Raw genomic sequence first — 26,494 nt, 5'->3', positions numbered from 1 at the left:
GGCTTGAAACTGGGATAATCAAGTGTTTTTGCTTGATTGCGACCCGTTGACGGGCATGCGGGTGTCGACGATCAACCCGATGACACCGATGGAGAACAGCACCGCGGAGAAGACCAGGCTGATCGGGCTGCCTTCCCCGGTCAGTGCATTGCCGAGGAAGATCAGCGCCGCGTTGCCCGGAGTCATCCCGATCACGGTCGCGGCCGTGTAGGGGAGGAGTCGGATGCTCGACAGCCCCGAGAGGTAGTTGAGCAGTGAGAAGGGACACACCGCGATCAGGCGCAGAGACCCGACCGCCAGCCAGCCGCGGCGCTCGAGGCGATACTCCACGGTGGCGATCACCGGATGGCGCAGGTACGGGCGGATCCGTTCCCGTCCCAGCCGCCGCGCGAGCAGGAAGGCGGCGACGGCGGCGATCGTCGACGACACCGTCGCTCCGGCGAAGGCGAGAGCCGGCGCGAACAGCACACCCGCCGTCACGGTGAACGCCGTCCGGGGAACCGGACCGATCGGGACCACCGCGTAGGCGAGGAAGAACAGCGCCGGAAACCACGGCCCGAGCGATTCGGACCAGGCGCGCGCGGTCGCTATCGACGGCAGTGGGATGAAGTACGCGGCGACCAGTATCGCCACCACCGCGGCCATCACGATCCCGCCGCGGATCAGCGCTGTCCGGGTGACATCCGTCCGCCTGCGGGCCGGCCGGTCCCGGCGCGCCTCGGCGGTCGTGCCATCGAGGGACACCGGCTGTTCGACCGGAGCGGCGGACCGCGGTGAATTGATGCGCACGAGGGAGTAGTTTACGGGTCAGATCACATCCCCCAGGTTCGCCCGAGCGTTTGATCGGTTATCGTTCCCTACGACGAAACTTCAGATGGTCGAGCTTTGGAGGTAGGCGAGCCGATGACGGCAAGTGACGACCCCGCGGCGCCGCGCGGCGCCGACGCGCTGCGGCAGGCGTACGACGAATGGTCCGAAGCGGCCGCCGGTGTGCTGGCGAAGGCACGCAAGGTCTCGGCGGATGAACTCCCCGACACCGCGGAGGCCCTGCTGTCCACCACGACGGGCGACGGCACCGTGGTCCGCCCGCTCTACACCCGGAAGGACGAGGTCGCCGAGTCGGGACTGCCCGGACAGTTCCCGTTCGTGCGCGGCGCCGATCCGGTGCGCGACGTCAACGTCGGCTGGCGGGTGACCGAGCGTTTCGGCGACGAGGGCGGCAGCGCCGAGGAAGTCAACGAGCAGATTCTCGACGCCGCGGGCAATGGGACCAGCGGGCTGTGGCTCAAGGTGGACGGCGGCATCGGCGCCGACGGGATCGCCACGGCACTGCGCGGCGTGTACCTCGACCTGATGCCGGTGACCCTGGACGCCGGCGCCGAGGGGATCGAGGCGGCTCGGGCGTATCTGGAAGCTCGCGTCGCGGCACCCGTGGCGCCGCAGGCCGCGCCCTCCACGATCGCGAACGTGCAGAGCCTGGGGCTGTCGCCGTACACGGCGCAGTTCTCCGAACGGGCCACCGTCGACGTCGACGCCGCGACCGCGCTGGCCGCCGACGCTCCGGAAGGAGTACGCGCCTTCCGGGTCGACGGCACCGACTTCAGTCAGGCGGGAGCGAACAACCCGCAGGAACTCGGGCTCTCGGTGGCCGCGGCCGTGGCACATGTCCGCGACCTTGTCGCGGCCGGCCGCAGCCGGGCCGAGGCGCTCGGACAGATCAGCTTCGGGGTCTCGGTCGACGACGACCAGTTCGCCGGCATCGCCAAGTTGCGGGCACTGCGCACCGTGTGGGCTCGGGTGGCCGACGTGCTCGGCGAACCGGACGCCGGTGCCGCCGTGACCCACGCGGTGACCGACCTGGCGATGCTGACGCAGCGCGACCCGTGGGTCAACATGCTGCGATCCACCGTCGCGGCGTTCGGTGCCGGCGTCGGCGGCGCCGACCAGGTGACCGTCCTCGGCTACGACGCCGCGCTTCCGGCGGGCGAACGGTCCTCCAGCGCGTCCTTCTCTCACCGGATCGCCCGCAACACCCAGCTGCTTCTGCTCGAGGAGTCGAACCTCGGCCGTGTTCTCGATCCGGCGGGTGGCTCGTGGTACGTCGAGTCGCTCACCGCCGATCTCGCCGCGGCGGCATGGGACGTCTTCACCGAGGTCGAACGCCGGGGCGGGTACCAGACGGCCCTGTCCGACGGCTGGATCGGCGAGCAGATCGCCGAGTCCCTCGCAGCACGCGACCTGCGAGTCGCGCACCGCGCAGCGCCGCTCACCGGTGTCAGCGAGTTTCCGAACCTGGACGAGGCCGCCCGCCCGGCGGGCACGGCGCAGACCGTCGACCTCGCGACGGCGACGCCGAAGCTCGCTCGCGTGGCGCGACAGTTCGAGGCGCTCCGCGACCGGGCCGACGCGGAGCGGACGCGCCCGAGCGTCCTGCTGCTTCCGCTCGGAAGTGTCGCCGAGCACAACGGACGCACCACTTTCGTCGCGAATCTGCTTGCAGCCGGCGGGATCTCGGCAGTCAATCCGGGTCCGATCGAACCCGACCAGATCGCCGGCCTCGCTGCGGAGAACGCCGCCACGGTCGCCGTTCTGTGCGGCACGGCCAAGCGATACGCGAGCGACGGTCCCGCGGCTCTGGCCGCGGCGCGTGCGGCGGGAATCGACCGCGTGCTGCTGGCCGGACCCGATCGTGAGTGGCCGGAGGCCGCCGACCGGTGTGACGGCTCGCTGCGAGTGGGCATCGACGCGGTCGCGACCCTCACCGAACTTCTCGACCACCTGACCGACGGCGGGAGCGTATCCGCATGAGCAACACAGTTCCGAACTTCGCCGATGTCGCGCTGACCGGCGACCGCGCCGTTGAGCCCGCGGGTTCGGGTGCGGCGCAGACCGAGGCGCTCGCCCGTGCCAACGGCTACACGGCCGATCAGGTCACCTGGAGCACGCCCGAGCAGATCGACGTGCAGCCGGTGTTCACCCGCGCGGACCGCGACGCGGCCGCCGAGGACGGCGGCTACCCGCTCGATTCGATCCCGGGTGCGGCGCCCTTCATCCGCGGCCCGTACCCGACGATGTACGTCAACCAGCCGTGGACCATCCGCCAGTACGCGGGATTCTCGACCGCCGCCGAGTCGAACGCCTTCTACCGGCGCAATCTCGCCGCCGGCCAGAAGGGTCTGTCGGTGGCCTTCGACCTCGCGACCCACCGCGGATACGATTCGGACCACCCCCGGGTGGCCGGTGACGTCGGCATGGCCGGCGTGGCGATCGACTCCATTCTCGACATGCGCCAGCTCTTCGACGGCATCGACCTCGGCAATGTGTCGGTGTCGATGACGATGAACGGCGCCGTGCTGCCGATCCTCGCGCTGTACGTGGTGGCCGCCGAAGAGCAAGGCGTGCCGCCGGAGAAGCTGGCCGGAACCATTCAGAACGACATTCTGAAAGAGTTCATGGTCCGCAATACCTACATCTATCCGCCGACGCCCTCGATGCGGATCATCTCGGACATCTTCGCGTACACCAGCGCCAAGATGCCGAAGTTCAACTCCATCTCCATCTCCGGCTATCACATCCAGGAGGCCGGCGCGACCGCCGACCTGGAGCTCGCGTACACCCTCGCCGACGGTGTGGAGTACATCCGGGCGGGACTGGAAGCGGGCCTGGACATCGACAAGTTCGCTCCGCGGCTGTCGTTCTTCTGGGGCATCGGGATGAACTTCTTCATGGAGGTCGCCAAGCTCCGCGCCGCCCGCCTGCTCTGGAGTGAGCTGGTGGCGAAGTTCGAGCCGCGCAACGCCAAGAGCCTGTCTCTGCGTACCCACTCGCAGACCTCCGGCTGGTCGCTGACCGCGCAGGACGTGTTCAACAACGTCGCACGCACCTGTGTCGAGGCGATGGCGGCGACTCAGGGGCACACCCAGTCGCTGCACACCAACGCGCTCGACGAGGCCATCGCATTGCCGACCGACTTCTCGGCACGGATCGCCCGCAACACCCAGCTGCTGCTCCAGCAGGAGTCGGGCACCACGCGGCCCATCGACCCGTGGGCCGGCTCCAACTACGTCGAGTGGCTCACGCACCAGCTGGCGGAGAAGGCGCGCGCACACATCGCCGAGGTGGAAGAGGCCGGCGGTATGACGCAGGCCATCAACGAGGGTCTGCCGAAGCTGCGCATCGAGGAGGCCGCCGCACGCACGCAGGCGCGCATCGACTCCGGGCAGCAGCCCCTCGTCGGCGTCAACAAGTACCGCGTCGACGAGGACGAGGAGATCGAGGTCCTCAAGGTCGACAACTCCAAGGTACGGGCCGAACAGCTCGCCAAGCTCGAGAAGCTGCGCGCCGAGCGGGACTCGTCGGCCGTGGAGGCGGCGCTGGCGAACCTGACGCGCGCTGCCGCCGAGCCCGGCGGCAGCGACCTCGACAACAACCTGATGGCGCTGGCCATCGACGCCGCTCGCCACGGGGCCACCGGCGGCGAGATCTCCGATGCGATGGAGAAGGTCTTCGGCCGTCACCAGGCGGAGATCCGGACCATCAGCGGCGTGTACCGCAACGAGGCAGGTGAATCCGTGAGCAACATCGATGAGGCGATGGCCGTCGTCGACGCCTTCGCCGAGGCCGAGGGCCGACGCCCCCGCGTGCTGGTCGCGAAGATGGGCCAGGACGGCCACGATCGCGGACAGAAGGTGATCGCCACCGCCTTCGCCGACCTCGGCTTCGACGTCGACGTGGGCCCGCTGTTCGCCACTCCGGAGGAGGTCGCCGCCCAGGCCGCGGACAACGACGTGCACGTCGTCGGTGTCTCGTCCCTGGCGGCCGGCCACCTCACGCTGGTGCCTGCGCTGAAGAAGGCACTGGCCGACGTCGGCCGTGACGACATCATGATCGTCGTCGGCGGCGTCATTCCCCCGGGCGATTTCGACGAGCTGTACCGGGCCGGGGCCGCGGCGATCTTCCCGCCGGGAACGGTCATCGCCGACAGCGCGGTGGATCTGATCCGGAAGCTGGCCGATCAGCTGGGCCTGGAACTGGCTGCAGCAGCGGAATGAGCGACGCGCAGTCCCGCCGGGCCGACCGCCCGGCGGGCCGCCGGATCGACGTCGACGCGCTGACCGAGGGCGTCCTGTCGGGAAACCGAGCCCAATTGGCGCGCGCCATCACGCTCGTCGAATCGGCCCGGCCGGATCACCGGGCGGCGGCACAGCAACTCCTGCTGAACCTGACGCCGCACGCGGGCAAGTCGTTCCGCGTGGGAATCACGGGCGTGCCCGGTGTCGGCAAGTCGACGACCATCGAGGCCCTCGGCATGCATCTCATCGAGTTGGGGCATCGGGTCGCCGTGCTGGCGGTAGACCCCTCGTCCACCCGCACCGGCGGTTCGATCCTCGGTGACAAGACCCGGATGGGCCGGCTGTCCGCGGCGGAGGAGGCCTACATCCGCCCGTCCCCGAGTTCGGGGACCCTCGGCGGCGTGACGAAGGCGACGCGCGAGACGATCGTGCTCGTCGAGGCGGCGGGCTATGACGTCGTGCTCGTCGAGACGGTCGGGGTGGGGCAGTCGGAGGTGAGCGTCGCGAACATGGTCGACGTGTTCACCTTCCTCACTCTGGCGCGAACGGGCGATTCGCTGCAGGGCATCAAGAAGGGTGTCCTCGAACTCGCTGAGATCGTGGTCGTCAACAAGGCCGACGGCAAACACATCAACGAGGCGCGGGGCGCCGCCCGCGAACTGCGCAATGCGCTGGGGCTGATCTATCCCCACGACGTGTTGTGGCATCCGCCGGTGCTGACGATGAGCGCGCTGGAGAACACCGGCGTTCACGAGTACTGGGAGGCGATCCTGCGGCACCGGGAGACGCTTTCGGCCGCCGGACAGTTCGAGAGGCGCCGAGCGCAACAGCAGGTGGACTGGATGTGGAGCATGGTGCGCGAGGCGATGCTCAATCGCCTCGAGGAGGACCCGGCCGTCCGTGCGGTACGGCGCGAAGTGGAGGCCGGAGTGCTCTCGGGCACGCTGACTCCGACTCTCGGAGCCGAGCGGATCGCGGGGGCCGCGGGTTTCTGACCCGCGCCGCGCGTCGGTCGCACCCTATCCTCAGGTGAGACTCCCTCATTGTTAGACCGCCCTCATCGCTGTTCAAGCCTGAATGCTTGATCTCTGGCAACTTAAGTCTCTGAGCTTGCGCTTAGACGACGGCGGGCGCCGAGATGTCACGTGCGTCCGAATCGCCCGATCACGCAAGCCTTTGTTGCGGATCTCACATGCGCTGAACTTTTTGAACAGACCTCTTCCGGGTCTAGTCTGGCTGAGTATTACTTAACTGCAGTCAACTATCTAAATGTCGGAGCGTGCGAACAGTGACGGACAACGGCGCGGACCGTGAGGCCGGTGAGCACCGGATCGCCGACGGTGCGCTGATGTCGCTCTCGGTGATCCGCTTGACCCGCGCCGTGCGGCGCGGTGTCGGTCAGCAGCAGCTGACATCGTCGCAGGCGGCCACCCTGTGGGCCATCGCCGAGCTCGCCCCGGTGCGGCCCACCGATCTCGCGGAGCGGGAGAAGGTGACCACGGCGTCGATGTCGAAGAGCATCGCCTCGCTGGAGAGCGCGGGCCTGGTGTCGCGTACACCCGACCCGCACGACGGTCGAGTCAGCATGCTCGATCTGACGCCGGCCGGGCAGGCATACGTCCGGGACGCCAACTCGGAGCGGATCTCGTTGTACGAGACCGCCCTGAATCGGCTGCCGGAGTGCGAACGGGAATCGGTGGTCCGGTCGATCGCACTGTTCGCCGACACGATGTGTGAGCTGGTCACAGCCGGTGCGGCCCAGCCGTCCGCGCACCCGGCCGATCGTTGACTGCCTGAGAAACGAGGGAGGAACTCTGTGCGGAATGCAGTCGATGGACATTCTCGGCTGATTCGCGGCGCCGTCCGAGACGAGCGCGGCGGATCCGTCCCGGATGCCACCGTCACGGTGATCGACCAGCAGGGGAGTCAGGTCGCTGTCGCGTCAGCGCGGCACGACGGGTCGTTCACCGCCCACGTCGCGGCCGACGGCCAGTACGTGCTCGCCGCGTCGGCGACCGGGCACGAACCGGCGGCGGTGACGGCGATGATGGCCGGTGCCCCGATCCAGACGCAGATCGTGCTGTCCGCCCATTCCGCGCTCGGCGGTCTCGTCCGCGCCGCCGACGGCGCACCGATCGCCGGCGCGGTGGTGACCGCGACCGCCCCGTCCGGGCACGTGGTCGCGACGGCGGTCGCCGGCGCCGACGGCCGATGGGAACTGCGCGGCGTGGCCGAGGGCGGATACACGCTGGTGGTGAACGCGCCAGGGTTCGAGGCGACTGCCAGAACCGTCGCTCACACCGCGGGATCCTCGCAGCCGGTGGTCGTCGAGATGCGCTCCGCCGTCGCTCTGTCCGGTCTGGTCACCGACGCGCACGGGGGAGTGATCGGCCACAGCCAGGTGTCGCTGCTGGCCGCCGACGGCTCCATGGCGGCCAGTGTGTTCAGCGACGAGGACGGGCGCTACAGCTTCACCGATCTCACCCCCGGCGACTACACGGTGCTGGCCAACGGTTACGCGCCGGTGGCCGCGACCGTCGACGTCCGGGCCGGACGATTCGTCAATCACGAGTTCGTCCTCGGCGTGCAGGGGCGGTGACCATGACCGCACAGCTCACAGCACGCGTGGCGACTCCGGCGGGCCGCGGCATCGACACCGCCGTGGTGACCGTCATGTCGCAGGAGGGACAGCAGGCGGCGATCGTCAGGTCCGACGGCGACGGACACATTCGCGTCGACGACCTGGCCGCGGGGATGTACACCGTGGTCGCCGCCGCGGACGGCTTCCAGCCGGCCGCTCGCACCGCCGTCGTGTCCGGTCCCGGCGCGGTCGGTCTGGGCGAGGTCACTCTCGCCCGGGTCGGCGGATCGCCGACCCCCGAGGCCGGCCGCTGGGAGATCGACGGCTCGCATTCGACCATCGACATCAGCGTCCGTCACCTCGGGATCGCGACCGTCCGCGGCCGTTTCACCGAGTTCACGGGCACCATCGTCGTCGGCGACGATCCGGAGCAGTCGTCGGTGACGGCGGAGATCTCGACCGCCAGCATCGACACCGACAACCGGATGCGCGACGAGGTGCTGCGATCGAATGCGTTCTTCGACGCCGAGCGCTACCCGACGACCCTCTTCCACGCCGAGCGGGTGCGCCCGGCGTCCGACGAGACCTGGACGCTCGAGGGAACGCTGACCCTGCGTGACACCGCCGTCCCGGTCTCGCTCGAGCTGATCTTCCTCGGGCAGACCGAGGACCCGTGGGGCGGCGTCCGCGCCGGCTTCCAAGCCACGGCGACCCTTCGGCGCCGTGACTTCGGGATCAGCTTCGACGACAAACTCGTCAGCGGAGCCGCGCAGATCGGCAACACCGCTCGCGTCCGGCTCGACATCCAGGCCGTCCGCTCGCCGGAGACGTGATCGACGCCTCCGCGGCGCACGGCCCACCCGATCTTCGGCGTAACCGTCGCAAGCACTGATTCAACGCAAGCACTGATTCACCGCATTAGTCCTGAAAGGTTCGCATGTCGACCAAAACAGTTGCAGACACCGCCGGCGGCACAGGCCCGGCCGGCGGTGCCCGCCAGCAGACCCTCGAAGAACTCGGTCCCAACTACAAGTGGATCGCGCTCTCCAACACCACCCTGGGCATGTTGATCGCCACGATCAACAGTTCCATCGTGCTGATCGCCCTGCCCGACATCTTCAAGGGCATCAACCTCAATCCCCTCGAACCCCAGAACACCAGCTACCTGCTGTGGATGATGATGGGTTTCCTCGTCGTCACCGCGGTCCTGGTGGTGAGCTTCGGCCGGCTCGGCGACATGTTCGGCCGAGCGCGCATGTACAATATGGGCTTCGCGGTGTTCACCGTCTCGTCCATCTTCCTGGCGATCACCTGGTTCGACGGGTCGCAGGCCGCCATCTGGCTGATCTTCTGGCGCGTCATCCAGGGTGTCGGCGGCGCCTTCCTGATGGCCAACTCATCGGCCATCCTCACCGACGCCTTCCCGGCCAACCAGCGCGGTCTGGCGATGGGCATCAACGGTGTCGCGGCGATCGCCGGCTCGTTCCTCGGCCTCCTGATCGGCGGCGTGCTGGCCCCGATCCAGTGGCACTACATCTTCCTCGTCTCCGTTCCGTTCGGCGTCGTGGGCACCATCTGGGCCTACCTGAAGCTGCGGGACACCGGCGAGCGCCGCAAGGCCAAGATGGACTGGTGGGGCAACCTCACCTTCGCCGTCGGCTTGATCGCGATCCTCGTCGGCATCACCTACGGCATCCAGCCGTACGGCTCATCGGACATGGGCTGGAGCAACCCCTGGGTGCTCGCCGCACTGGTCGGCGGGGCCTTCGTCCTCGCGGTCTTCGTGTTCATCGAGATGCACGTCGACAGCCCGCTGTTCGAACTGTCGCTGTTCCGCAACCGGTCGTTCACCTTCGGCAACATCGCGAACCTGATGGCGTCCATCGGGCGCGGCGGTCTGCAGTTCATCCTCATCATCTGGCTGCAGGGCATCTGGCTGCCGCAGCACGGCTACGACTACTCGCAGACACCGCTGTGGGCGGGCATCTACATGGTTCCGATGACCGTGGGCTTCCTGGTCTCCGCGCCGGTGTCGGGCGCGCTCTCGGACAAGCTGGGCACCAAGTGGTTCACCACCCTCGGTCTGCTGATCACCGCGGGCACCTTCGCGGCCCTCATCGCCATCCCCGTCGACTTCGACTACTGGGTGTTCGCCGTGATCCTCGTGGTGAACGGCATCGGCATGGGCCTGTTCGCCTCCCCGAACCGTGCCGAAGTGATGAACAGCCTGCCGGTCACCTCGCGTGGCTCCGGTGCCGGGATGATGACGACCTTCCAGAACGCGGCGATGGTCCTGTCGATCGGTCTGTTCTTCTCGCTGATGATCGCGGGTCTCTCGAGCACGCTGCCGTCGGCGATGTTCGACGGTCTCACCGCCAACGGCATGCCCGCGCAACCCGCGCAGGCCATCGCCGGTCTGCCGACCGTGGGCATCTTGTTCGCCGCGTTCCTCGGCTACAACCCGATCCAGCAGGTCGGCGGCCAGGCGCTGAACGGACTGCCGCAGGCCAGCGTCGAGCATCTGACCGGACTGGACTTCTTCCCGCACCTGATCAGCGATCCGTTCGCGGACGGTCTCACCGCCGCGTTCACCTTCGCCCTGATCTGCTGCGTGCTCGGTGCGATCGCGTCGGTGTTCACCGGCGCCCGGAAGCCGCTGACGGCGAGCCATGAGACGGTCGGCGCCGAGATCGCCGCGGTCGCCGGAGACGCCGGTGTCGGATCGCCGGTTGCCCTCGTCGCCGAGACGCCGTCGGAGAGCTTCGCTTCCCCGTCGGGCGCTCAGCTGTCCGGAACCGTGACCGGTCCGGACGGTGCGCCGCTCGCCGGGGCGGCCATCACGGTCACCGACAGCGAAGGACGGCAGGCCGGCGGCGCGACTGTCGCCGAGGACGGTTCGTACCGAGTCGGCGGACTGGAGAGCGGGGCGTACACGGTGATCGCCACCGCGCCGGGACGCGGCCCCAAGGCCGTCGGTGTGTCGACGGTCGGGGACGTGGGACTGCGCCGGGACTTCTCGCTCTCGGGCGCAGCCGTGCTGACCGGACGCGTCCGCGACGCCCAGCGCCCGCTGCCCGCACGGCTGGTCGTGACCGATCAGACCGGTTCGGTGCTGGCCACCGCGCAGGCCGGCTCGGACGGCGAGTTCTCGATCGGCGGCCTCACCGACGGCGACACCGTGGCGGTGACCGCCTCGGCGCCCGGCTACCAGGCGAGCAGCGAGTTGGTGACCGCCGGAGACGCCGTGGCGATCGACATCGTGCTCGACGCCATCGGCGGCGTCCAGGGGTACGTGCGCGCCGCGGACGGCACTCCGCTTGCCGGAGCGACCGTGTCGGCGATCGGCTCGGATCGGACCATCGTCGCCACGGCCCGGACCGACGCCGACGGGCGCTACCGCATCGAGGGTCTCACCGACGACAGGTTCACCGTCGTCGCGAGCATGTACGAGCCGCGCGCGGTGCAGACCACGGTGACCGCCGACGGCGACAACACGCTCGACATCACGCTCGGAACCGGGGTCGGCAGCAGACAGGGCTGACCGCGGCAGACCCGGCACGCGGCGCGGGCGTCACCGATCTTCGGTGGCGTCCGCGCCGCTGTCAGTCGTGCGGGCGTACGGCGACGCCCGAGACGCCGATGTCGCGCAGGTATCGTTCGCGCAGTGCGTCGTAGACCGGCTTCGACCCGGCCAGCGAGGCGGTCGCGACACCGGCGGTCACCGCCACCGCCATGGGCACCGTCAGTGCCGTCACCGCGGTCATCTCCATCACCAGGACGATCGCGGTGAGGGGTACGCGGACCACCGCCGCGAACAAGGTGCTCATTCCGACCACCACCAGCGCAGGCGTCAGATCGCCGAAGGGCGCGTACAGCGCTTCGAGGATCCGGCCGAAGCCGGCTCCCGTCAGCGCTCCCAGTGCGAGCATCGGGGCGAAGAGACCGCCGGGCGCTCCGGTGCCGTAGGAGACCGGTCCGGTCACGAACCGCATGGCGATGATCGCGAGGATCATCCAGAATGCCGTCCGCTGGGCGTCGAGCAGACGTTGGGCGAGGTCGTCGCCGCCACCGACCGCCGAGGGCACGGTGATCGCCAGGATGCCGATGCCCGCGCCGACGAGGGCGCCGAGAACCACCGCTGGCACTCTGATGCGCGCGGCGAGATCCACGAACAAGAGCAGCAGCCGACTGTAGACCACTCCGAGGGCGCCGACGACGACACCGAAGACGAGGAAGACCCAAAGACGGTCCGGGGACAGATTGTCGATCCCGCCCGCCCGGAAGTCGGGAGCGTCGCCGAGGATCAGCCGGCTGCAGGCGACGGCAGCCGCCACCGCGGTGAGCGTCCACACCGCGTAGCGCAGCCGGATCTTCTTGGCGACCTCCTCGAAGGCGAAGAGTGCACCGCCGATCGGGGCGTTGAAGGCCACGGCGAGTCCGGCGCCGGCGGTGGCGGTCTGCATCACCCGGATCTCGTCCGACGTCGCACGGATCAGGCGTGCGGCGGCCGCGCCGATCGCCGCGCCCATGTGCACGGTGGGGCCCTCGCGGCCCAGCACCATTCCCGCGAAGCCCATGCTGAGCACGCCGCCGGCGAACCGGGCGGGGATCACCGACCACGGCGCGGCGGGCGCTTCATCGTCCTCGACGGCCTCCACCTGCTGGATGCCGCTGCCCGCGGCGAGGGGGATCCGTCGCACGATCGCCACCGCGGCGGCCGCGGAGGCCGCTGCCACGGCGATGACGATCAGCGCGCCGCCGAGTCCGTGATCACCGGCCCAGTCGACCAGATCGGCGCGACGCTCCTCGGCCCACGAGAGAGTCCAGCGGAAGGCTCCGCCGACCAGCCCGGTCAGCGCGCCGGCGACGAGGGCGACACACGTGAGAAGCACCAGAACGCGGGTGCCGGGAAAATCGGAGTCTTCCGTCTTGCTCGCCGGGTCCGTGTCCACGCACATGACTGTATCGTCGTCCGGCCGCTCGCGGTCGCGCCGAACTGCAGCGGACGCGACCACCGTCGATGTCGAAAACGACGACGGCGACATCGATTCGATCGATGTCGCCGCCGCCGGAGAAGTGTGTCCGAGGGGGGACTTGAACCCCCACGTCCGTTAATAGGACACTAGCACCTCAAGCTAGCGCGTCTGCCATTCCGCCACTCGGACTTGTTCTGTTGTTCGTGCGCTCCGCACCGCTTTGCGCGGGATAACAATAACCACGGTTGCCCCCGTATCCCAAATCGCCTACGAATGAAGAGGTGACAGGCTTGCGAGCGACCGATGAAGTTGTCGATCTGGTGAGTGCGCTGATCCGATTCGACACGTCGAACACCGGACAGCCGGAGACCACCAAGGGGGAGGCGGAGTGCGCCAGATGGGTGGCGGCGCGGCTCGAGGAGGTCGGCTACGCCACCGAATACGTGGAGTCGGGCATGCCCGGACGCGGGAACGTGTTCGCGCGGTTGCCGGGCGCCGATCCGGACCGCGGTGCGCTGCTGATCCACGTGCATCTCGACGTGGTGCCCGCGGAGGCGGAGGACTGGAGCGTCCACCCGTTCTCCGGCGCCGTCCGCGACGGCTACGTCTGGGGCCGAGGCGCGGTCGACATGAAGGACATGGCCGGCATGGCGCTCGCACTGGCGCGCCAGTTCAAACGTGAGGGCACCGTTCCGCCGCGCGACATCGTCTTCGCCTTCCTGGCCGACGAGGAGGCCGGTGGCACGTGGGGATCGCACTGGCTGGTGCAGAACCGCCCCGATCTCTTCGAGGGCATCACCGAGGCCGTCGGGGAGGTCGGCGGGTTCTCCCTCACCGTCGACCGCCCGGACGGAGGTGTGCGGCGTCTGTATCTCGTGGAGACGGCCGAGAAGGGACTGTCGTGGATGCGGCTCACCTGCGACGCGCAGGCAGGCCACGGTTCGTTCCTCGCCGCCGAGAACGCGGTCACGGAGATCGCGACCGCGGTGGCCCGCATCGGCGCGCACCGCTTCCCGCTGGTGATGACCGAGTCGGTCCGGGAGTTCCTGGAGGCACTGTCGGAGGAGACCGGCCTCGATTTCAGTCCCGAGACGCCGGATCTGGAGTCCGCCCTGTTCAAGATCGGGAACATCGCCCGCATCATCGGCGCCACCCTCCGGGACACCGCGAACCCGACGATGCTGTCGGCCGGCTACAAGGCGAACGTCATTCCCCAGCACGCCGAGGCCGTCGTGGACTGCCGCGTGCTGCCCGGCAGGCAGGCCGAGTTCGAGCGCACGATCGACGAGTTGATCGGCCCCAAGGTGAAGCGCGAGTGGATCACCCACCTGGATCCCTACGAGACGCGGTTCGACGGCGATCTCGTCGACGCGATGAACGATGCGATCCTCGCGCACGACGAGGACGGCCGGACGGTGCCGTACATGCTCTCGGGCGGCACCGACGCGAAGGCCTTCGCGAAGCTCGGGATCCGGTGCTTCGGCTTCGCTCCGCTTCGGCTGCCTCCCGAACTCGATTTCGCCGCGCTCTTTCACGGCGTCGACGAACGCGTGCCCGTAGACTCGATCGTGTTCGGTACCAAGGTTTTCGAGCATTTTCTCCGCAACTGCTGACGACAACGGCCGGGTGCGGACAGTCGAAAGGATGCGATAGTGACGACATACGACCCGTATGACGCGTTACCCCAGTTGCCGGCGATCACGGTGACATCGAGCGACTTCGCCGAGGGCCAGACCCTCCCGACGCCGCAGGTCTCGGGGATCTTCGGCGCGGGCGGAGACGACGTCTCCCCGCAGCTGAGCTGGTCGGGTTTCCCCGCCGAGACCAAGAGCTTCGTCGTGACGTGTTTCGATCCGGACGCTCCCACGGCTTCCGGCTTCTGGCACTGGGCCGTCGCCGACATCCCGGCGTCGGTGACCTCGCTGCCGACGGGCGCCGGGTCGCCGGGGTCGGCGGATCTGCCCGCCGGTGCCGTGACGCTCAACAACGATGCGAGCCTCAAGCAGTTCATCGGTGCCGGTCCGCCTCCCGGTCACGGTCCGCACCGCTACATGTTCGCCGTGCACGCCGTCGACACCGAATCGTTGGAACTGCCCGCCGAGGCGACTCCGGCCTTCCTCGGCTTCAACCTCTACTCGCGCGCGATCGCGCGCGGGATCCTCACCGGCGTCTTCGAACAGCCCGCCGAGTAGGGCGCGCCGCCGGGCGGCTCACTGCGCCGCGGAGCCGACGGCTTCGCGGATCGAGGAGTAGCCGCCCGCGCGCAGCCGCGCAGCGATGCCCTCGTGCAGTTCCCGGAGGCGGACCGGTCCGCCGTAGATGAATCCGGTGTACATCTGAAGCAGGTCGGCGCCAGCGCAGATGCGTTCCCACGCCTGGTCGACGGTCTCGATCCCGCCGACGCTGACCAGCGCCACCCGGCCGCCCACTCGTCGGTACAGGCGGCGCAACACCTCCAGCGACCGGTCGGCGACCGGCGGTCCGGAGAGTCCGCCCGCGCCGCAGGCCTCGACCTCGGCCTGCGGAGTCACAAGGGAATCGCGCCGGATGGTCGTGTTGGTGGCGACGATGCCGGCGACGCCCAGCTCGACGGCGAGGTCGGCGACGGCGTCGACGTCCTCGTCCGACAGATCGGGTGCGATCTTCACCAGCACCGGCTTGTCGACCACGTCCAGGACCGTCGCGAGGATCGGCCGCAGCGAGTCGACGGCCTGCAGGTCGCGCAGTCCAGGAGTGTTCGGCGAGCTGACGTTCACGACCACGAAGTCCGCCAGGGGCCCGAGTGTCCGGGCGCTGTGCCGGTAGTCGTCGACGGCATCCTCGACCGGAACCACCTTGGTCTTGCCGATGTTCGCGCCGATCGGGACCCGGACCGGTCCGGGCCGGGGCTGAGCCAGCGCGCGGGCCGCGGTGTCCGCACCGGGATTGTTGAAGCCCATCCGGTTGATCAGCGCCCGATCGGCGGGCAGCCGGAACAGACGGGGAGCGGGGTTGCCCGGCTGCGCCTGACCGGTGATGGTGCCGATCTCGGCGAATCCGAAGCCCATCTGCCCCCACGCGTTGACGCTCGACGCGTTCTTGTCGAAGCCGGCGGCCAGTCCGATCGGTGCGGGGAACGAGACCCCGAAGACCTCGTTGCGGAGAATCGGGTCATCGGTGGCGAAGAGCTTCGCCATCAGCGATCGCACTCCCGGCGCGTAGCCGCAGCGGCGGATCACCTGAGCGGTGATCGCGTGGATCCGCTCGGGGTCGAGCAGGAACATGACCTTCAAGACCAGCGGGTAGAGGATCCGGTTCAGTGTGCTGAGCATCGTGAGAGCCTTCGTCGTGAGTGCGAGGTCGGGTACGGGGCGGTCACCGGACCGCATCGGCCGCGATCACCTGGAGTGAGCCGTCGCGGCCCGAGGCCGCCAGAAGTGAACCACTGACCGGGTCGACGTCCATCGAGGTGACCTGCGGGACGCTCGCGAACCGGTGCTTCTCGATGACCTCTCCGGTGGAGACGTCATAGGCGGCGATCTCATTGGTGGCAGTGCTGGAGACCCACAGCAGGTTGCGACGGTTGTCGAAGGCCAGCGCGTACGGGCTGTCGGCGACCGGAGCCCGCATGCGCATCACGATCGGCTGCCCGTAGAACGCGTACACCTCGTTGTTGCGGGTACCGGCCACCAGCACCCGGCCGTATCGATCGACGATGGAGGTGGTCGCCCCGTCGCCGGCGCGCAGCGCCGCCTTGAGTTCCCCCGAGTCGATGTCGACCGGGGTGACCGCCGACTGCGCCCGATCGAGGACCACGACCTGCCCGGCACGATCGCCGGCGGTCGCAGGTGCCACGGTGATGTCGTCGACGCGGACGAACCCGCCGATGTCGCGCTGTTGTTGTCCGTCGCGGTCGAGCACCAGCACGTGGCCGCGGTCGGTGCCGACCAGCGTCCGGCCGTCCTCGGTGGTCGCCACCGACAGTGCGCCGGGCAGATCCGCCTTCGTCACAGTCACCGAGCCGGCGGGATCGATGCGGACGATCCCGCTCTCTCCGGCACCGACGAAACCGTCGCCGGAGGCGGTGAGCGCGGCGAGACCGGGCACCGGAACCGAGGTCGGCGCGGGCGCACCCGGGGCGCCCGGATCGGTGAAGATCTGCACGGTTCGGCCGTCGTTCGACAGCAGCGCGACCCGCGACTGCTGACCGTGCCCGGCCACCACGGCGCGTGCGGCGTCCGCGGCGACGACCGCGCCCGCCGGGCGGGCGGCGTCGGCCGGGGATTCGGCAGGTGTCGCGGGTGTGACAGTCGGCACATTCTGTGCGGAGCCGTCGTCGGACTGACCGCAGGCGGTGAGGGCGGAGGCCGTGGCCACGGCCACGAGCAGGGCGGTGAGTCGGGTTCGCGCGCGCATGACACCATCTTGCGCGATGCCGATGTGTGACCCGTTCGATGGGTAGCATCAGCCCCCGTGACTGAGACCATGACATGGCTCCAGGCGATCGTCCTCGGAGCGGTCCAGGGCCTGACGGAGTTCCTGCCGATCTCGTCCTCGGCCCACCTGCGCATCATCTCGGAGATCTGGTTCGGTGACGACGCCGGTGCCTCGTTCACCGCGGTCACCCAGCTCGGCACCGAACTCGCGGTTCTCATCTTCTTCGCCAAGGACATCTGGCGGATCGTCGGTGCGTGGTTCGCGGGACTGCGGGATCGGACGAGGCGCGGTCTGGACTACCGGCTGGGCTGGTACGTGATTCTCGCCACCATCCCGATCGGCGTGCTCGGATTCGTCTTCAAGGACCAGATCCGCACCGCAGGCCGGAACCTCTGGCTGGTGGCGATCATGCTGATCCTGTTCTCCTTCGTCTTCCTCGCCGCCGAGTACGTCGGAACGCGCGAGCGGCCCCTCGAGAAGATCACCCGGCGCGACGCCCTCGTGATGGGCGCGGCGCAGTGTCTGGCGCTGATCCCCGGAGTCTCGCGGTCGGGTGCGACGGCGAGCGCGGGTCTGTTCGTCGGCCTCGAACGCGAGGCGGCGTTCCGATTCTCCTTCCTGATCGCGATTCCGGCGGTTCTCGCCTCCGGACTGTTCAGCCTCAAGGACGTGTTCGAACCCGCGGGGGAGGGCCTGGCCGCGAGCGGCTCGCAGATCGCGGTGGCCACTCTCATCGCCTTCGTGCTCGGTTACGTCTCGATCGCGTGGCTGCTCAAGTTCGTCTCGCACCATTCGATGGTCTGGTTCGCGACCTACCGCGTGGCGCTCGGCCTGCTCGTCATCGTCCTGCTGCAGGTGGGCGCGATCGCGGCGTGACCGCGTCGACGGGCCCGATTCACGTGCGGCAGTAACCTGTGTGACATGACGGTGATCCTGGTCCGGCACGGACGCTCCACGGCCAACACGTCGGGACTTCTCGCGGGTCGGACGCCGGGTGTGGGGCTCGACGGTCACGGACGCACGCAGGCCGGTGAACTCCCGGTCAGGCTCGGCAGCGTCCTCGGCGACCTCACCGCCGTCGTCCGCTCGCCGTTGCAGCGATGCGCGGAGACGGTCGCACCGCTCGTGGCGGCGCGCCCGGAGCTGCCGCACCTGACCGACCCGAATCTGGAAGAGGTCGATTACGGCGACTGGAGCAATCGCAAGATCTCCGAACTGCTCGGCGAGCCGCTGTGGAAGGTGGTGCAGCAGCAGCCGTCGGCGGTGGTGTTCCCGGGCGGCGAGGGCCTGCTCGACGTGTCGCGCCGCGCGACCAGGGCGATCCGGGAACTCGACCGGGTACACGGCGGTCCCGACGGGAAGGGCGTGTGGGTGGCCTGCTCGCACGGCGACGTGATCAAAGCGGTGCTCGCCGATGCACTCGGCATGCATCTGGACCAGTTCCAGCGGATCGTGGTGGATCCGGGTTCGATCAGCGTGATCCATTACTCGGCTGCCCGGCCCTACGTGCAGACCGTCAACAACAACGGGGTGCTCGAGCTCCCGCGGCCGCCGATGGCCGCCGGCGCCACGGTGGGCGGGTCCACCGGGGCATAGTCGGGAGCACGGCTCGCCGTCCGGGTACCGTTGAGTCATGGCTCGTACGATCCACGAATTCCGGAGTCCGCGGCGTTTCGTCGCGGGCACCGTCGGTCAGCCGGGGGATCGCACCTTCTACATTCAGGTGTCGCAGGACTCTCGGTTGATGAGCGTCGAACTGGAGAAGCAGCAGGTGCTGATCCTGGCCGACCGCCTCAGCTATCTGCTCGACGAGGTGCGCCGGCGCTTCGGCACGCCGATTCCACCGGAGGCCGAGGACGTCGGCGACGTCTCGCCGCTCGAGAGCCCGATCGATTCCGAGTTCCGGGTCGGTTCGATGGGTCTGGGCTGGGACGCCGATGCGGCCGCGGTGGTGATCGAACTGCTCGCGGTCACCGAACAGCCGTTGGACGAGTCGGTGATCCTCGACGACACCGAGGAGGGACCGGACACCGTCCGCGTCTTCCTGACCGCCGACGAGGCGCGCGAGTTCAGTGCCCGCTCTATGCGCGTGATCGCGGCCGGCCGCCCGCTGTGTCCCCTGTGCGACCAGCCGCTGGATCCGTCGGGGCACATCTGCGCACGCAGCAACGGCTACAAACGCGACGCCGAGTTCAGCCGGTCAATCGAGTTCGTCGACCCGGAGGTGCTCGCGAGTCTGAGTCGGCTGGTGCCCGGATTCGACTCGTCGTTCACCGTCGAGGACGAGGACGCCGTACTGGACGACGACACTGATGACGACAGCGACGACGACGGCACCGACGAGCGTGGTGACGGCGCGGACGACGGCGACTGGGGCGGGGACGACACGCACCGGTGAACGCCGACTGCCTGGAGCTGCTGGCCACCGGCGAGCTCACCGTTTTGGGCCGCATCGCCTCGGCCAGCAACCTCACGGTGGCCTGCGCCGTGTCGGACGGACGGACGGCCATGCGCTGCGTGTACAAGCCCGTACGCGGTGAGGAACCGCTGTGGGACTTCCCGGACGGGACCCTCGCCGGCCGCGAAGTGGCGTCCTATCTCATCAGCGACGCACTCGGATGGGATCTGATACCCGAGACCGTGCTGCGCGAGGACGGTCCGACCGACATCGATCTGGGTGCGGGCATGGTCCAGCGGTGGATCGAGCAGCCGCCGTCGGACGACGGCCGTCTCGACCCGGTGGATCTGGTGCCCGCCGGCGAGGTGCCGGAGGGGTATCGCGGGGTCCTCAACGCCTACGACCACCGAGGCGATGAAGTGATCCTCGTTCATTCGGTGGAGGACAGGCTGCGCCGCCTCGCGGTGCTCGACGCCGTCCTCAACAACGCCGATCGCAAGGGCGGGCACATCCTGACCGACGGCGACGGCCGGCTGTACGGCATCGATCACGGGATCTGCCTGCACAGCGAGAACAAGCTTCGGACCATCCTGTGGGGATGGGCGGGCACCCCGGTGCCGCCCGGCGAGCGTGCCGACCTGGCGCGTCTGAGCGGCGTGCTCGAGGACGTGGACAGCGTGCTGCATGTGCGTCTGTCGACGCTGATCACCCCGGAGGAGATCGCCGCGCTGCTGCGGCGTGCGAAGTCGCTCGCCGATGTGGGCGTGATGCCGCTGCCGCCCCACAGCCGCGCGATCCCGTGGCCGCCCTTCTGACCGGGTACCCGGACTGCCGGGCACCGGCCGCGGGCACATACAGTTGACGGCATGCATTCGTGGCCGTCGCCCAAGATTCCGTCCGTGCCGGGGCCCGCTGTCCCGCTGCGTCTCTACGACACCTCCGACGCCCAGGTGAAGCCGGTCAGCCCGGGTGAGGTCGCGACGATGTACGTCTGCGGCATCACCCCGTACGACGCCACTCATCTCGGCCACGCCGCCACCTACGTGACCTTCGACCTGATCAACCGGATTCTCCGGGACGGCGGGCACGACGTGCACTACGTGCAGAACATCACCGACGTCGACGACCCGCTGTTCGAGCGCGCCGAACGCGACGGTGTGGACTGGCGCGACCTCGGCTCGCGTGAGATCGATCTGTTCCGCGCCGACATGGAGGCGCTGCGAGTCCTGGCGCCGCGCGACTACGTCGGCGCCGTGGAGTCGATCGGCGAGGTGGTCGACGCCGTCGGCGAGCTGCTGGCGCGGGGCGCGGCCTACGTGGTGGACGACGAGGAGTTCCCGGACGTCTATTTCAGCGTCGACGCGACACCGCAGTTCGGGTACGAGTCCGGATACGACGCGCAGACGATGGCGACGTTCTTCGCCGAGCGCGGCGGCGACCCCGACCGTCCGGGCAAGCGCAATCGGCTCGATGCGCTGCTGTGGCGCGCCGCGCGCGACGGCGAGCCGTCGTGGGAGTCGCCGATGGGCCCGGGCCGTCCCGGCTGGCATATCGAGTGTTCGGCCATCGCGCTGCGACGGCTGGGCATGGGTTTCGACATCCAGGGCGGCGGCAGCGATCTGATCTTCCCGCATCACGAGTTCTCGGCGGCCCACGCCGAAGCGCTCACCGGTGAGCGTCGCTTCGCCCGTCACTACGTCCACACCGGGATGATCGGACTCGACGGCGAGAAGATGTCCAAGAGCCTGGGGAACCTCGTGCTCGTGTCGAAGCTGCGGGCCGCGGGCGTCGATCCGGGAGCCGTCCGACTCGGTCTGATCTCGCAGCACTACCGTGCCGACCGCATGTGGACCGACGACATCCTCGCCGACGGTGAGCGCCGACTGGCGACGTGGCGCCGGGCGGCCAAGCTCGCGACCGCTCCCGACGCCGCCGACACCGTCGCACGACTGCGTCAGCATCTGGCCGACGATCTCGACACCCCGAAGGCGCTGGCCGCCGTGGACGCGTGGGCGGCCGACGCGATCCTGGGAATCGGTGCGTCGCCCACGGCGCCGCGGCTGGTCGCCGACGCCGTCGATGCGCTGCTGGGTGTCGACATCGCACCGGTCGGCTAAGGTTCGCTCGTGGCTCGTGCTCAGCAGATCCCGATCGACGGTCCCGAGGGTGTGTGGACGGTCGTCACGCGTACCTCCACCTACGTCATCGATTTCGGGGAGATGACCCTCCTGCGCGCACCCGGCGTCGGGCGCACCGACGATCACCGGTGGGAGGTCAGTGAACTCCGGCGCGATTCGGAGGACATCCCGCTGCTGGACGTCAAGATCTGCCGCGTCGGGGAGCCCGCCCAGTTCTGGGTGCGCGCCGCCGACGACCCGGAGGTGCGCACCTGGCGGGTGACGACGCCCGTCGTCGAGATCGAGCGCATCGGCTGATCACTCTCGCCGTGGGGGAGCCGGTCAGTCCTCGTCGTCCCGCCGACGAAGGTACTTCTCGAACTCCGCCGCCAGCTGTTCACCGTCGATCCGGAGCATGGTGTCGTCCAGATCCTCGTCGGAGGCCTGCTCGAGTTCATGGACGTACGCGGCCATGTCCTCGTCGTCCGAGGTCATCTCGCTGATCGACTGCTCCCATTCCTCGGCCCGGTGCGGCAGCGTGCCCAGCGGGATCGGGAGACCGGTCACCGACGCGACGTTCGTCAGGAGCGCGAGTGTGGCCTTGGGGTTGGTGGTGTGCGCCACGTAGTGCGGGACGGCCGCCCACAGGGAGACCGACGGGATGCCCGCTTGGACGAAGGCGTCCGACAGTACGCCGGTGATTCCGGTGGGTCCCTCGTATCGGCTGAGCTCCAGACCCAGCCGCTTGGCGGCGTCGCTGGTCTCGGCGGTCCCCGAGACCGGCACCGGACGAGTGTGCGGGGTGTCGGCCAGCAGGGCACCGAGCATCACGGTCATCTCGACCTCCAGTGCCTCGGCGAGTTCGACGATGCGGGCGCAGAACGACCGCCAGCGGTAGTTCGGCTCGGGACCGAGGACGAGGACCACGTCGCGGTCGTGCGCGGACAGGACGCACACCGACATGCTCGTCACCGGCCACTCGATGTGCCGGGTGACGCCGCCGCGCTGCCGAATCGTGGGACGTGTGGACTGGTAGTCGTAGAAGTCGTCGGGTTCGATCTCCCAGATGGAGGTGGCGTCCCACTCCAGCGCCAGGTGTTCGACCGCCGCGGTGGCGGCGTCGGCGCCGTCGTTCCACCCGGAGAACGCCGCAATTAAAATCGGCGTGCGTAAAATGGGCAGTCCCGCGCGGTCGGCCGAATCGTCCTGCTCAGCTGCGTTTCCGTCCGGTGTGGAGTTCATTCCACCGAGCCTACGACGGCCGTCGATTCGCCGCGAACTAACCTGCTAGGTATGGCATCGCACTCCACCGCACATGATAACTACGACTCGACTTTCCTCCAGGCGATGTCGCGTCGGGTGCTGATCGGTGACGGGGCGATGGGAACGATGCTCCAGGCCGCCGATCTGACGCTCGACGATTTCCGGCAGCTCGAGGGCTGCAACGAGATCCTCAACGACACTCGTCCCGACGTGCTGGCAGGTATCCACCGCGCCTACTTCGAGGCGGGCGCCGACGCCGTCGAGACCAACACCTTCGGCTGCAACCTGTCGAACCTGGGCGACTACGACATCGCCGACCGGATCCGGGAACTCGCTTACAAAGGGGTGTCGATCGCCCGCGGGGTGGCCGACGAGTTCGGGCCGTCGGCCGACGGGACCGACCGGTTCGTGCTCGGCTCGATCGGTCCGGGCACCAAGCTTCCCAGCCTCGGGCACACCACCTTCGGCGCCATCCGCGACGCGTACGTCGAATGCGTGCTCGGCATGTTGGAGGGCGGTGCCGACGCCATCCTCGTCGAGACCAGCCAGGATCTGCTGCAGCTCAAGGCCGCCGTCGTCGCGGCACGCCGCGCGATGGAGCAGTTCGGCCGCCACCTGCCGATCATCACCCACGTGACCGTCGAGACCACCGGCACCATGCTGATCGGCTCGGAGATCGGTGCAGCGCTGGCGGCGATCGAGCCGCTCGGCGTCGACGTCGTCGGACTCAACTGCGCCACCGGTCCGACCGAGATGAGCGAACATCTGCGGTACCTGTCCAAGCACGCGCGGATCCCGGTCTCGGTGATGCCGAACGCCGGCCTGCCCGTTCTCGGCAAGAACGGCGCCGAGTATCCGCTGACCCCGGAGGACATGGCGTCCGCGCTGTCGGGATTCGTCGCCGACTACGGTCTGCAGTTCGTCGGTGGGTGCTGCGGCAGCACTCCCGAGCACATCCGCCAGGTGGCCGAGGCGGTCAAGGACGTCACCCCGGCCCCCCGCCACCCCCAGCACGAGTCGGAGACCTCGTCGCTGTACACCGCGGTGCCGTTCCACCAGGACGCGAGCTTCCTGGTGATCGCCGAACGGACCAACTCGAACGGCTCGAAGGCCTTCCGCGAGGCGATGATCAGCGGCGACTATGAGAAGTGTCTCGAGATCGCCAAGGACCAGACCCGCGACGGCGCCCACATGCTCGACCTCAACGTCGACTACGTCGGCCGCGACGGGGCGGCCGACATGACCGAGCTCGCCTCCCGGTTCGCGACCGCGTCGACGCTGCCGATCATGATCGACTCCACCGAACCCGACGTGATCCGCGCCGGCCTCGAGCACCTCGGCGGCCGTTGCGCGGTCAACTCGGTGAACTACGAGGACGGCGACGGGCCCGACTCGCGGTTCACCCGAATCATGTCGCACGTCGTGGAGCACGGCGCCGCCGTGGTCGCGCTGACGATCGACGAGCAGGGGCAGGCACGCACCGCGGATCACAAGGTGGCCATCGCCGAGCGGCTGATCACCGACCTCACCCAGAACTGGGGTCTCGAAGAGGAGGACATCATCATCGATGCGCTCACCTTCCCGATCTCGACCGGTCAGGAGGAGGTGCGCCGCGACGGCATCGAGACCATCGAAGCCATCCGGCGCATCAAGGAGGCCCATCCGCAGGTCCACTTCACGCTCGGCATCTCGAACATCTCGTTCGGTCTCAACCCCGCCGCGCGTCAAGTGCTGAACTCGGTGTTCCTGCACGAGTGCGTGAAGGCGGGATTGGACACGGCGATCGTGCACGCGTCGAAGATCCTGCCGATGGCGCGGATCCCGGACGAGCAGCGACAGACGGCCCTCGACCTCGTCTACAACAACCGCACCGATTACGATCCGCTGCAGAAGCTGATGGAGTTGTTCGAGGGCGTGTCGGCGGCGTCGGCGCGCGAGTCGCGGGCCGCCGAACTCGCGGCGCTGCCGCTGTTCGAGCGGTTGGAGCGGCGGATCGTCGACGGCGACAAGAACGGCCTGATCGAGGATCTCGACGAAGCGCGACAGACCGTTCCGCCGCTGTCGATCATCAACGACACTCTGCTGTCGGGCATGAAGACCGTCGGCGAACTGTTCGGGTCGGGCCAGATGCAGCTGCCCTTCGTGCTCCAGTCCGCCGAGGTGATGAAGTCGTCGGTGGCGCATCTCGAGCAGTTCATGGAGGCGACCGACGAGGACGGCAAGGGCAAGATCGTGCTCGCCACCGTCAAGGGCGACGTCCACGACATCGGCAAGAACCTCGTCGACATCATCTTGAGCAACAACGGGTACGACGTCGTCAACATCGGCATCAAGCAGCCCATCGCGACCATCCTGTCGGCGGCCGAGGAGAATCGGGCCGACGTCATCGGCATGTCCGGACTGCTGGTCAAGTCGACGGTGGTGATGAAGGAGAACCTGGAGGAGATGAACTCCCAGGGCAAGGCCGACTACCCGGTGCTGCTGGGCGGGGCGGCACTGACCCGCACGTACGTCGAGGGCGATCTCGCCGACGTCTACGAGGGTGATGTCCGGTACGCGCGCGACGCCTTCGAGGGGCTGTCGCTGATGGACGAGATCATGGCCATCAAACGCGGAGAGGGTCCCGATCCCGACAGCGAGGAGGCCAAGGCCGCCGCGGCCAAGGTCGCTGAGCGCAAGGCCCGTCGCGAACGGTCCAAGCGGATCGCGGAGAAGCGCAAGGCCGCCGAACCGCCGGTCGAGGTCCCGGCGCGGTCGGATGTGGCCGCCGACAACGAGGTGCCGACACCGCCGTTCTGGGGGACGCGGATCGTCAAGGGCATTCCGGTCGCCGATTACCTGGCGATGCTCGACGAACGCGCGCTGTTCCTCGGACAGTGGGGACTGCGCGGCACCCGCGGCGAAGAGGGACCCGACTACGAGGAACTCGTCGAGACCGAGGGGCGGCCGCGCCTGCGCGAGTGGATCGACCGTCTGGCGACCGAGGGGATCCTGCAGCACGCCGCCGTCGTCTACGGCTTCTTCCCGGCCGTCAGCGAGGGCGACACGGTGCACGTGCTGGAGTCGCCCGACCCCTCCGCGCCCGTCCGGCACAGCTTCGAGTTCCCGAGGCAGCAGCGCCCCCGCTTCCTGTGCATCGCCGATTTCATCCGTTCCAGGGAGCAGGCGCTCGCCGACGGGAAGGTCGACGTCCTGCCCTTCCAGTTGGTCACGATGGGCACCCCGATCGCCGACTTCGCGAACAAGCTGTTCGCCGAGAACGCATACCGCGACTATCTGGAGGTGCACGGCATCGGCGTGCAGCTCACCGAGGCGCTCGCCGAGTACTGGCATCAGCGGGTGCGCAGCGAGCTGACCTTCGCCGACGGGGTGATGGCCGACGAGGACCCCGACCGCCCGCAGGGCTTCTTCGACCTGGAGTACCGCGGTGCGCGCTACAGCTTCGGCTACGGTGCCTGCCCGAACCTCGAAGACCGCGCCAAGATGATCGATCTGCTGGAACCGGGCCGCATCGGCGTCGAGCTGTCGGAGGAACTGCAGCTGCATCCGGAGCAGTCCACCGACGCCTTCGTGCTGCACCACCCGGAGGCCAAGTACTTCAACACGTAGTCCGAGGGCCGCGCCAGGGGAGTCCCCGCTGACGGCGGGGCCGCCCCGGGCGTGCGGTCCGC

Annotated in this window: 21 protein-coding genes and 1 tRNA gene; 16 read left to right on the top strand and 6 right to left on the bottom strand. The window is 68.8% G+C overall.

Annotation, left to right across the window (positions count from 1 at the left end):
- Positions 1–18: 18 nt before the first annotated feature.
- Positions 19–789 carry a TVP38/TMEM64 family protein gene (locus Y710_RS11190; protein ID WP_006894898.1) on the bottom strand — a complete coding sequence of 257 codons (771 nt, stop codon included), beginning with the start codon at positions 787–789 and terminating at the stop codon, positions 19–21.
- A gap of 114 nt (positions 790–903) precedes the next feature.
- On the opposite strand from Y710_RS11190, the gene Y710_RS11185 reads away from it, so the two are divergent.
- The 7 genes from Y710_RS11185 to Y710_RS11155 all read left to right on the top strand — a co-directional run bounded on the left by Y710_RS11185 (position 904) and on the right by Y710_RS11155 (position 11,194).
- Positions 904–2,808, top strand: coding sequence for a methylmalonyl-CoA mutase family protein (locus Y710_RS11185; protein ID WP_062367489.1), 1,905 nt, complete (start codon positions 904–906; stop codon positions 2,806–2,808).
- Positions 2,805–5,051 carry a methylmalonyl-CoA mutase gene (gene scpA, locus Y710_RS11180; protein ID WP_045540130.1) on the top strand — a complete coding sequence of 749 codons (2,247 nt, stop codon included), beginning with the start codon at positions 2,805–2,807 and terminating at the stop codon, positions 5,049–5,051. Before Y710_RS11185 ends, scpA begins: the two co-directional genes overlap by 4 nt.
- Positions 5,048–6,067 (top strand): methylmalonyl Co-A mutase-associated GTPase MeaB, encoded by a 1,020-nt coding sequence (meaB, locus tag Y710_RS11175; protein ID WP_045540132.1) that lies wholly within the window; start codon positions 5,048–5,050, stop codon positions 6,065–6,067. Before scpA ends, meaB begins: the two co-directional genes overlap by 4 nt.
- A gap of 284 nt (positions 6,068–6,351) precedes the next feature.
- Complete coding sequence (locus Y710_RS11170; RefSeq protein ID WP_231650322.1) at positions 6,352–6,861, top strand: MarR family winged helix-turn-helix transcriptional regulator; 510 nt, start codon at positions 6,352–6,354, stop codon at positions 6,859–6,861.
- Positions 6,862–6,888: 27 nt separating this feature from the next.
- Complete coding sequence (locus Y710_RS11165; protein WP_062367488.1) at positions 6,889–7,671, top strand: MSCRAMM family protein; 783 nt, start codon at positions 6,889–6,891, stop codon at positions 7,669–7,671.
- 2 nt (positions 7,672–7,673) lie between these two features.
- Entirely contained in the window at positions 7,674–8,486 is an 813-nt protein-coding gene (locus Y710_RS11160) for a YceI family protein (RefSeq protein WP_045540426.1), read from the top strand.
- A gap of 104 nt (positions 8,487–8,590) precedes the next feature.
- Positions 8,591–11,194, top strand: a complete 2,604-nt coding sequence (locus tag Y710_RS11155) for an MFS transporter (RefSeq protein WP_082084073.1) — start codon at positions 8,591–8,593, stop codon at positions 11,192–11,194.
- Positions 11,195–11,255: 61 nt separating this feature from the next.
- Here Y710_RS11155 and Y710_RS11150 read toward each other — a convergent pair whose 3' ends face one another.
- Both Y710_RS11150 and Y710_RS11145 read right to left on the bottom strand, forming a co-directional pair.
- Positions 11,256–12,611: a ClC family H(+)/Cl(-) exchange transporter gene (locus Y710_RS11150; protein WP_062367525.1), complete on the bottom strand. Its 1,356-nt coding sequence runs from the start codon at positions 12,609–12,611 to the stop codon at positions 11,256–11,258.
- Between the two features lie 121 nt (positions 12,612–12,732).
- Positions 12,733–12,818: transfer RNA gene (locus Y710_RS11145), tRNA-Leu, on the bottom strand.
- 92 nt (positions 12,819–12,910) lie between these two features.
- Between Y710_RS11145 and Y710_RS11140 the strand changes: the two genes are divergently transcribed.
- The gene (locus Y710_RS11140) at positions 12,911–14,242 is read left to right on the top strand and encodes a M20/M25/M40 family metallo-hydrolase (protein WP_006894910.1); all 1,332 of its coding nucleotides are present in this window, start codon (positions 12,911–12,913) and stop codon (positions 14,240–14,242) included.
- Between the two features lie 39 nt (positions 14,243–14,281).
- Complete coding sequence (locus Y710_RS11135) at positions 14,282–14,821, top strand: YbhB/YbcL family Raf kinase inhibitor-like protein (protein ID WP_006894911.1); 540 nt, start codon at positions 14,282–14,284, stop codon at positions 14,819–14,821.
- 18 nt (positions 14,822–14,839) lie between these two features.
- Here the strand turns inward: Y710_RS11135 and Y710_RS11130 are convergent, their stop codons facing one another.
- Entirely contained in the window at positions 14,840–15,940 is a 1,101-nt protein-coding gene (locus Y710_RS11130) for a quinone-dependent dihydroorotate dehydrogenase (protein ID WP_062367524.1), read from the bottom strand.
- A 43-nt stretch (positions 15,941–15,983) separates the two neighbouring features.
- Positions 15,984–17,024: a YncE family protein gene (locus tag Y710_RS11125; RefSeq protein ID WP_062367487.1), complete on the bottom strand. Its 1,041-nt coding sequence runs from the start codon at positions 17,022–17,024 to the stop codon at positions 15,984–15,986.
- Positions 17,025–17,081: 57 nt separating this feature from the next.
- Here Y710_RS11125 and Y710_RS11120 point away from each other — a divergent pair, with 57 nt between their 5' ends.
- The 6 genes from Y710_RS11120 to Y710_RS11095 are packed head-to-tail and all read left to right on the top strand — an operon-like array spanning position 17,082 to position 21,878.
- Positions 17,082–17,921, top strand: a complete 840-nt coding sequence (locus Y710_RS11120) for an undecaprenyl-diphosphate phosphatase (RefSeq protein ID WP_045539080.1) — start codon at positions 17,082–17,084, stop codon at positions 17,919–17,921.
- A gap of 45 nt (positions 17,922–17,966) precedes the next feature.
- On the top strand, positions 17,967–18,641 hold the full coding sequence (locus Y710_RS11115; protein WP_006894915.1) for an MSMEG_4193 family putative phosphomutase: 675 nt from the start codon (positions 17,967–17,969) through the stop codon (positions 18,639–18,641).
- Between the two features lie 37 nt (positions 18,642–18,678).
- The gene (locus Y710_RS11110; protein WP_006894916.1) at positions 18,679–19,443 is read left to right on the top strand and encodes a DUF3090 domain-containing protein; all 765 of its coding nucleotides are present in this window, start codon (positions 18,679–18,681) and stop codon (positions 19,441–19,443) included.
- On the top strand, positions 19,440–20,258 hold the full coding sequence (locus Y710_RS11105; protein WP_052692428.1) for an SCO1664 family protein: 819 nt from the start codon (positions 19,440–19,442) through the stop codon (positions 20,256–20,258). Before Y710_RS11110 ends, Y710_RS11105 begins: the two co-directional genes overlap by 4 nt.
- Before the next feature lie 51 nt (positions 20,259–20,309).
- Positions 20,310–21,560, top strand: coding sequence for a cysteine--1-D-myo-inosityl 2-amino-2-deoxy-alpha-D-glucopyranoside ligase (gene mshC / locus Y710_RS11100; protein ID WP_062367486.1), 1,251 nt, complete (start codon positions 20,310–20,312; stop codon positions 21,558–21,560).
- 9 nt (positions 21,561–21,569) lie between these two features.
- On the top strand, positions 21,570–21,878 hold the full coding sequence (locus Y710_RS11095; RefSeq protein ID WP_006894919.1) for a hypothetical protein: 309 nt from the start codon (positions 21,570–21,572) through the stop codon (positions 21,876–21,878).
- Positions 21,879–21,902: 24 nt separating this feature from the next.
- On the opposite strand, the gene Y710_RS11090 is transcribed toward Y710_RS11095, so the two are convergent.
- Positions 21,903–22,802, bottom strand: coding sequence for a PAC2 family protein (locus tag Y710_RS11090; RefSeq protein ID WP_045539073.1), 900 nt, complete (start codon positions 22,800–22,802; stop codon positions 21,903–21,905).
- Positions 22,803–22,853: 51 nt separating this feature from the next.
- On the opposite strand from Y710_RS11090, the gene metH reads away from it, so the two are divergent.
- Complete coding sequence (gene metH / locus Y710_RS11085; protein ID WP_062367485.1) at positions 22,854–26,432, top strand: methionine synthase; 3,579 nt, start codon at positions 22,854–22,856, stop codon at positions 26,430–26,432.
- Positions 26,433–26,494 lie beyond the last annotated feature (62 nt).

The sequence above is a fragment of the Gordonia sp. QH-12 genome (assembly GCF_001578675.1).
Lineage (GTDB): Bacteria > Actinomycetota > Actinomycetes > Mycobacteriales > Mycobacteriaceae > Gordonia > Gordonia sihwensis.
The sequence above is the reverse complement of the archived record's forward strand: the minus strand, read 5'-3'. Positions and strand labels throughout refer to the sequence as shown.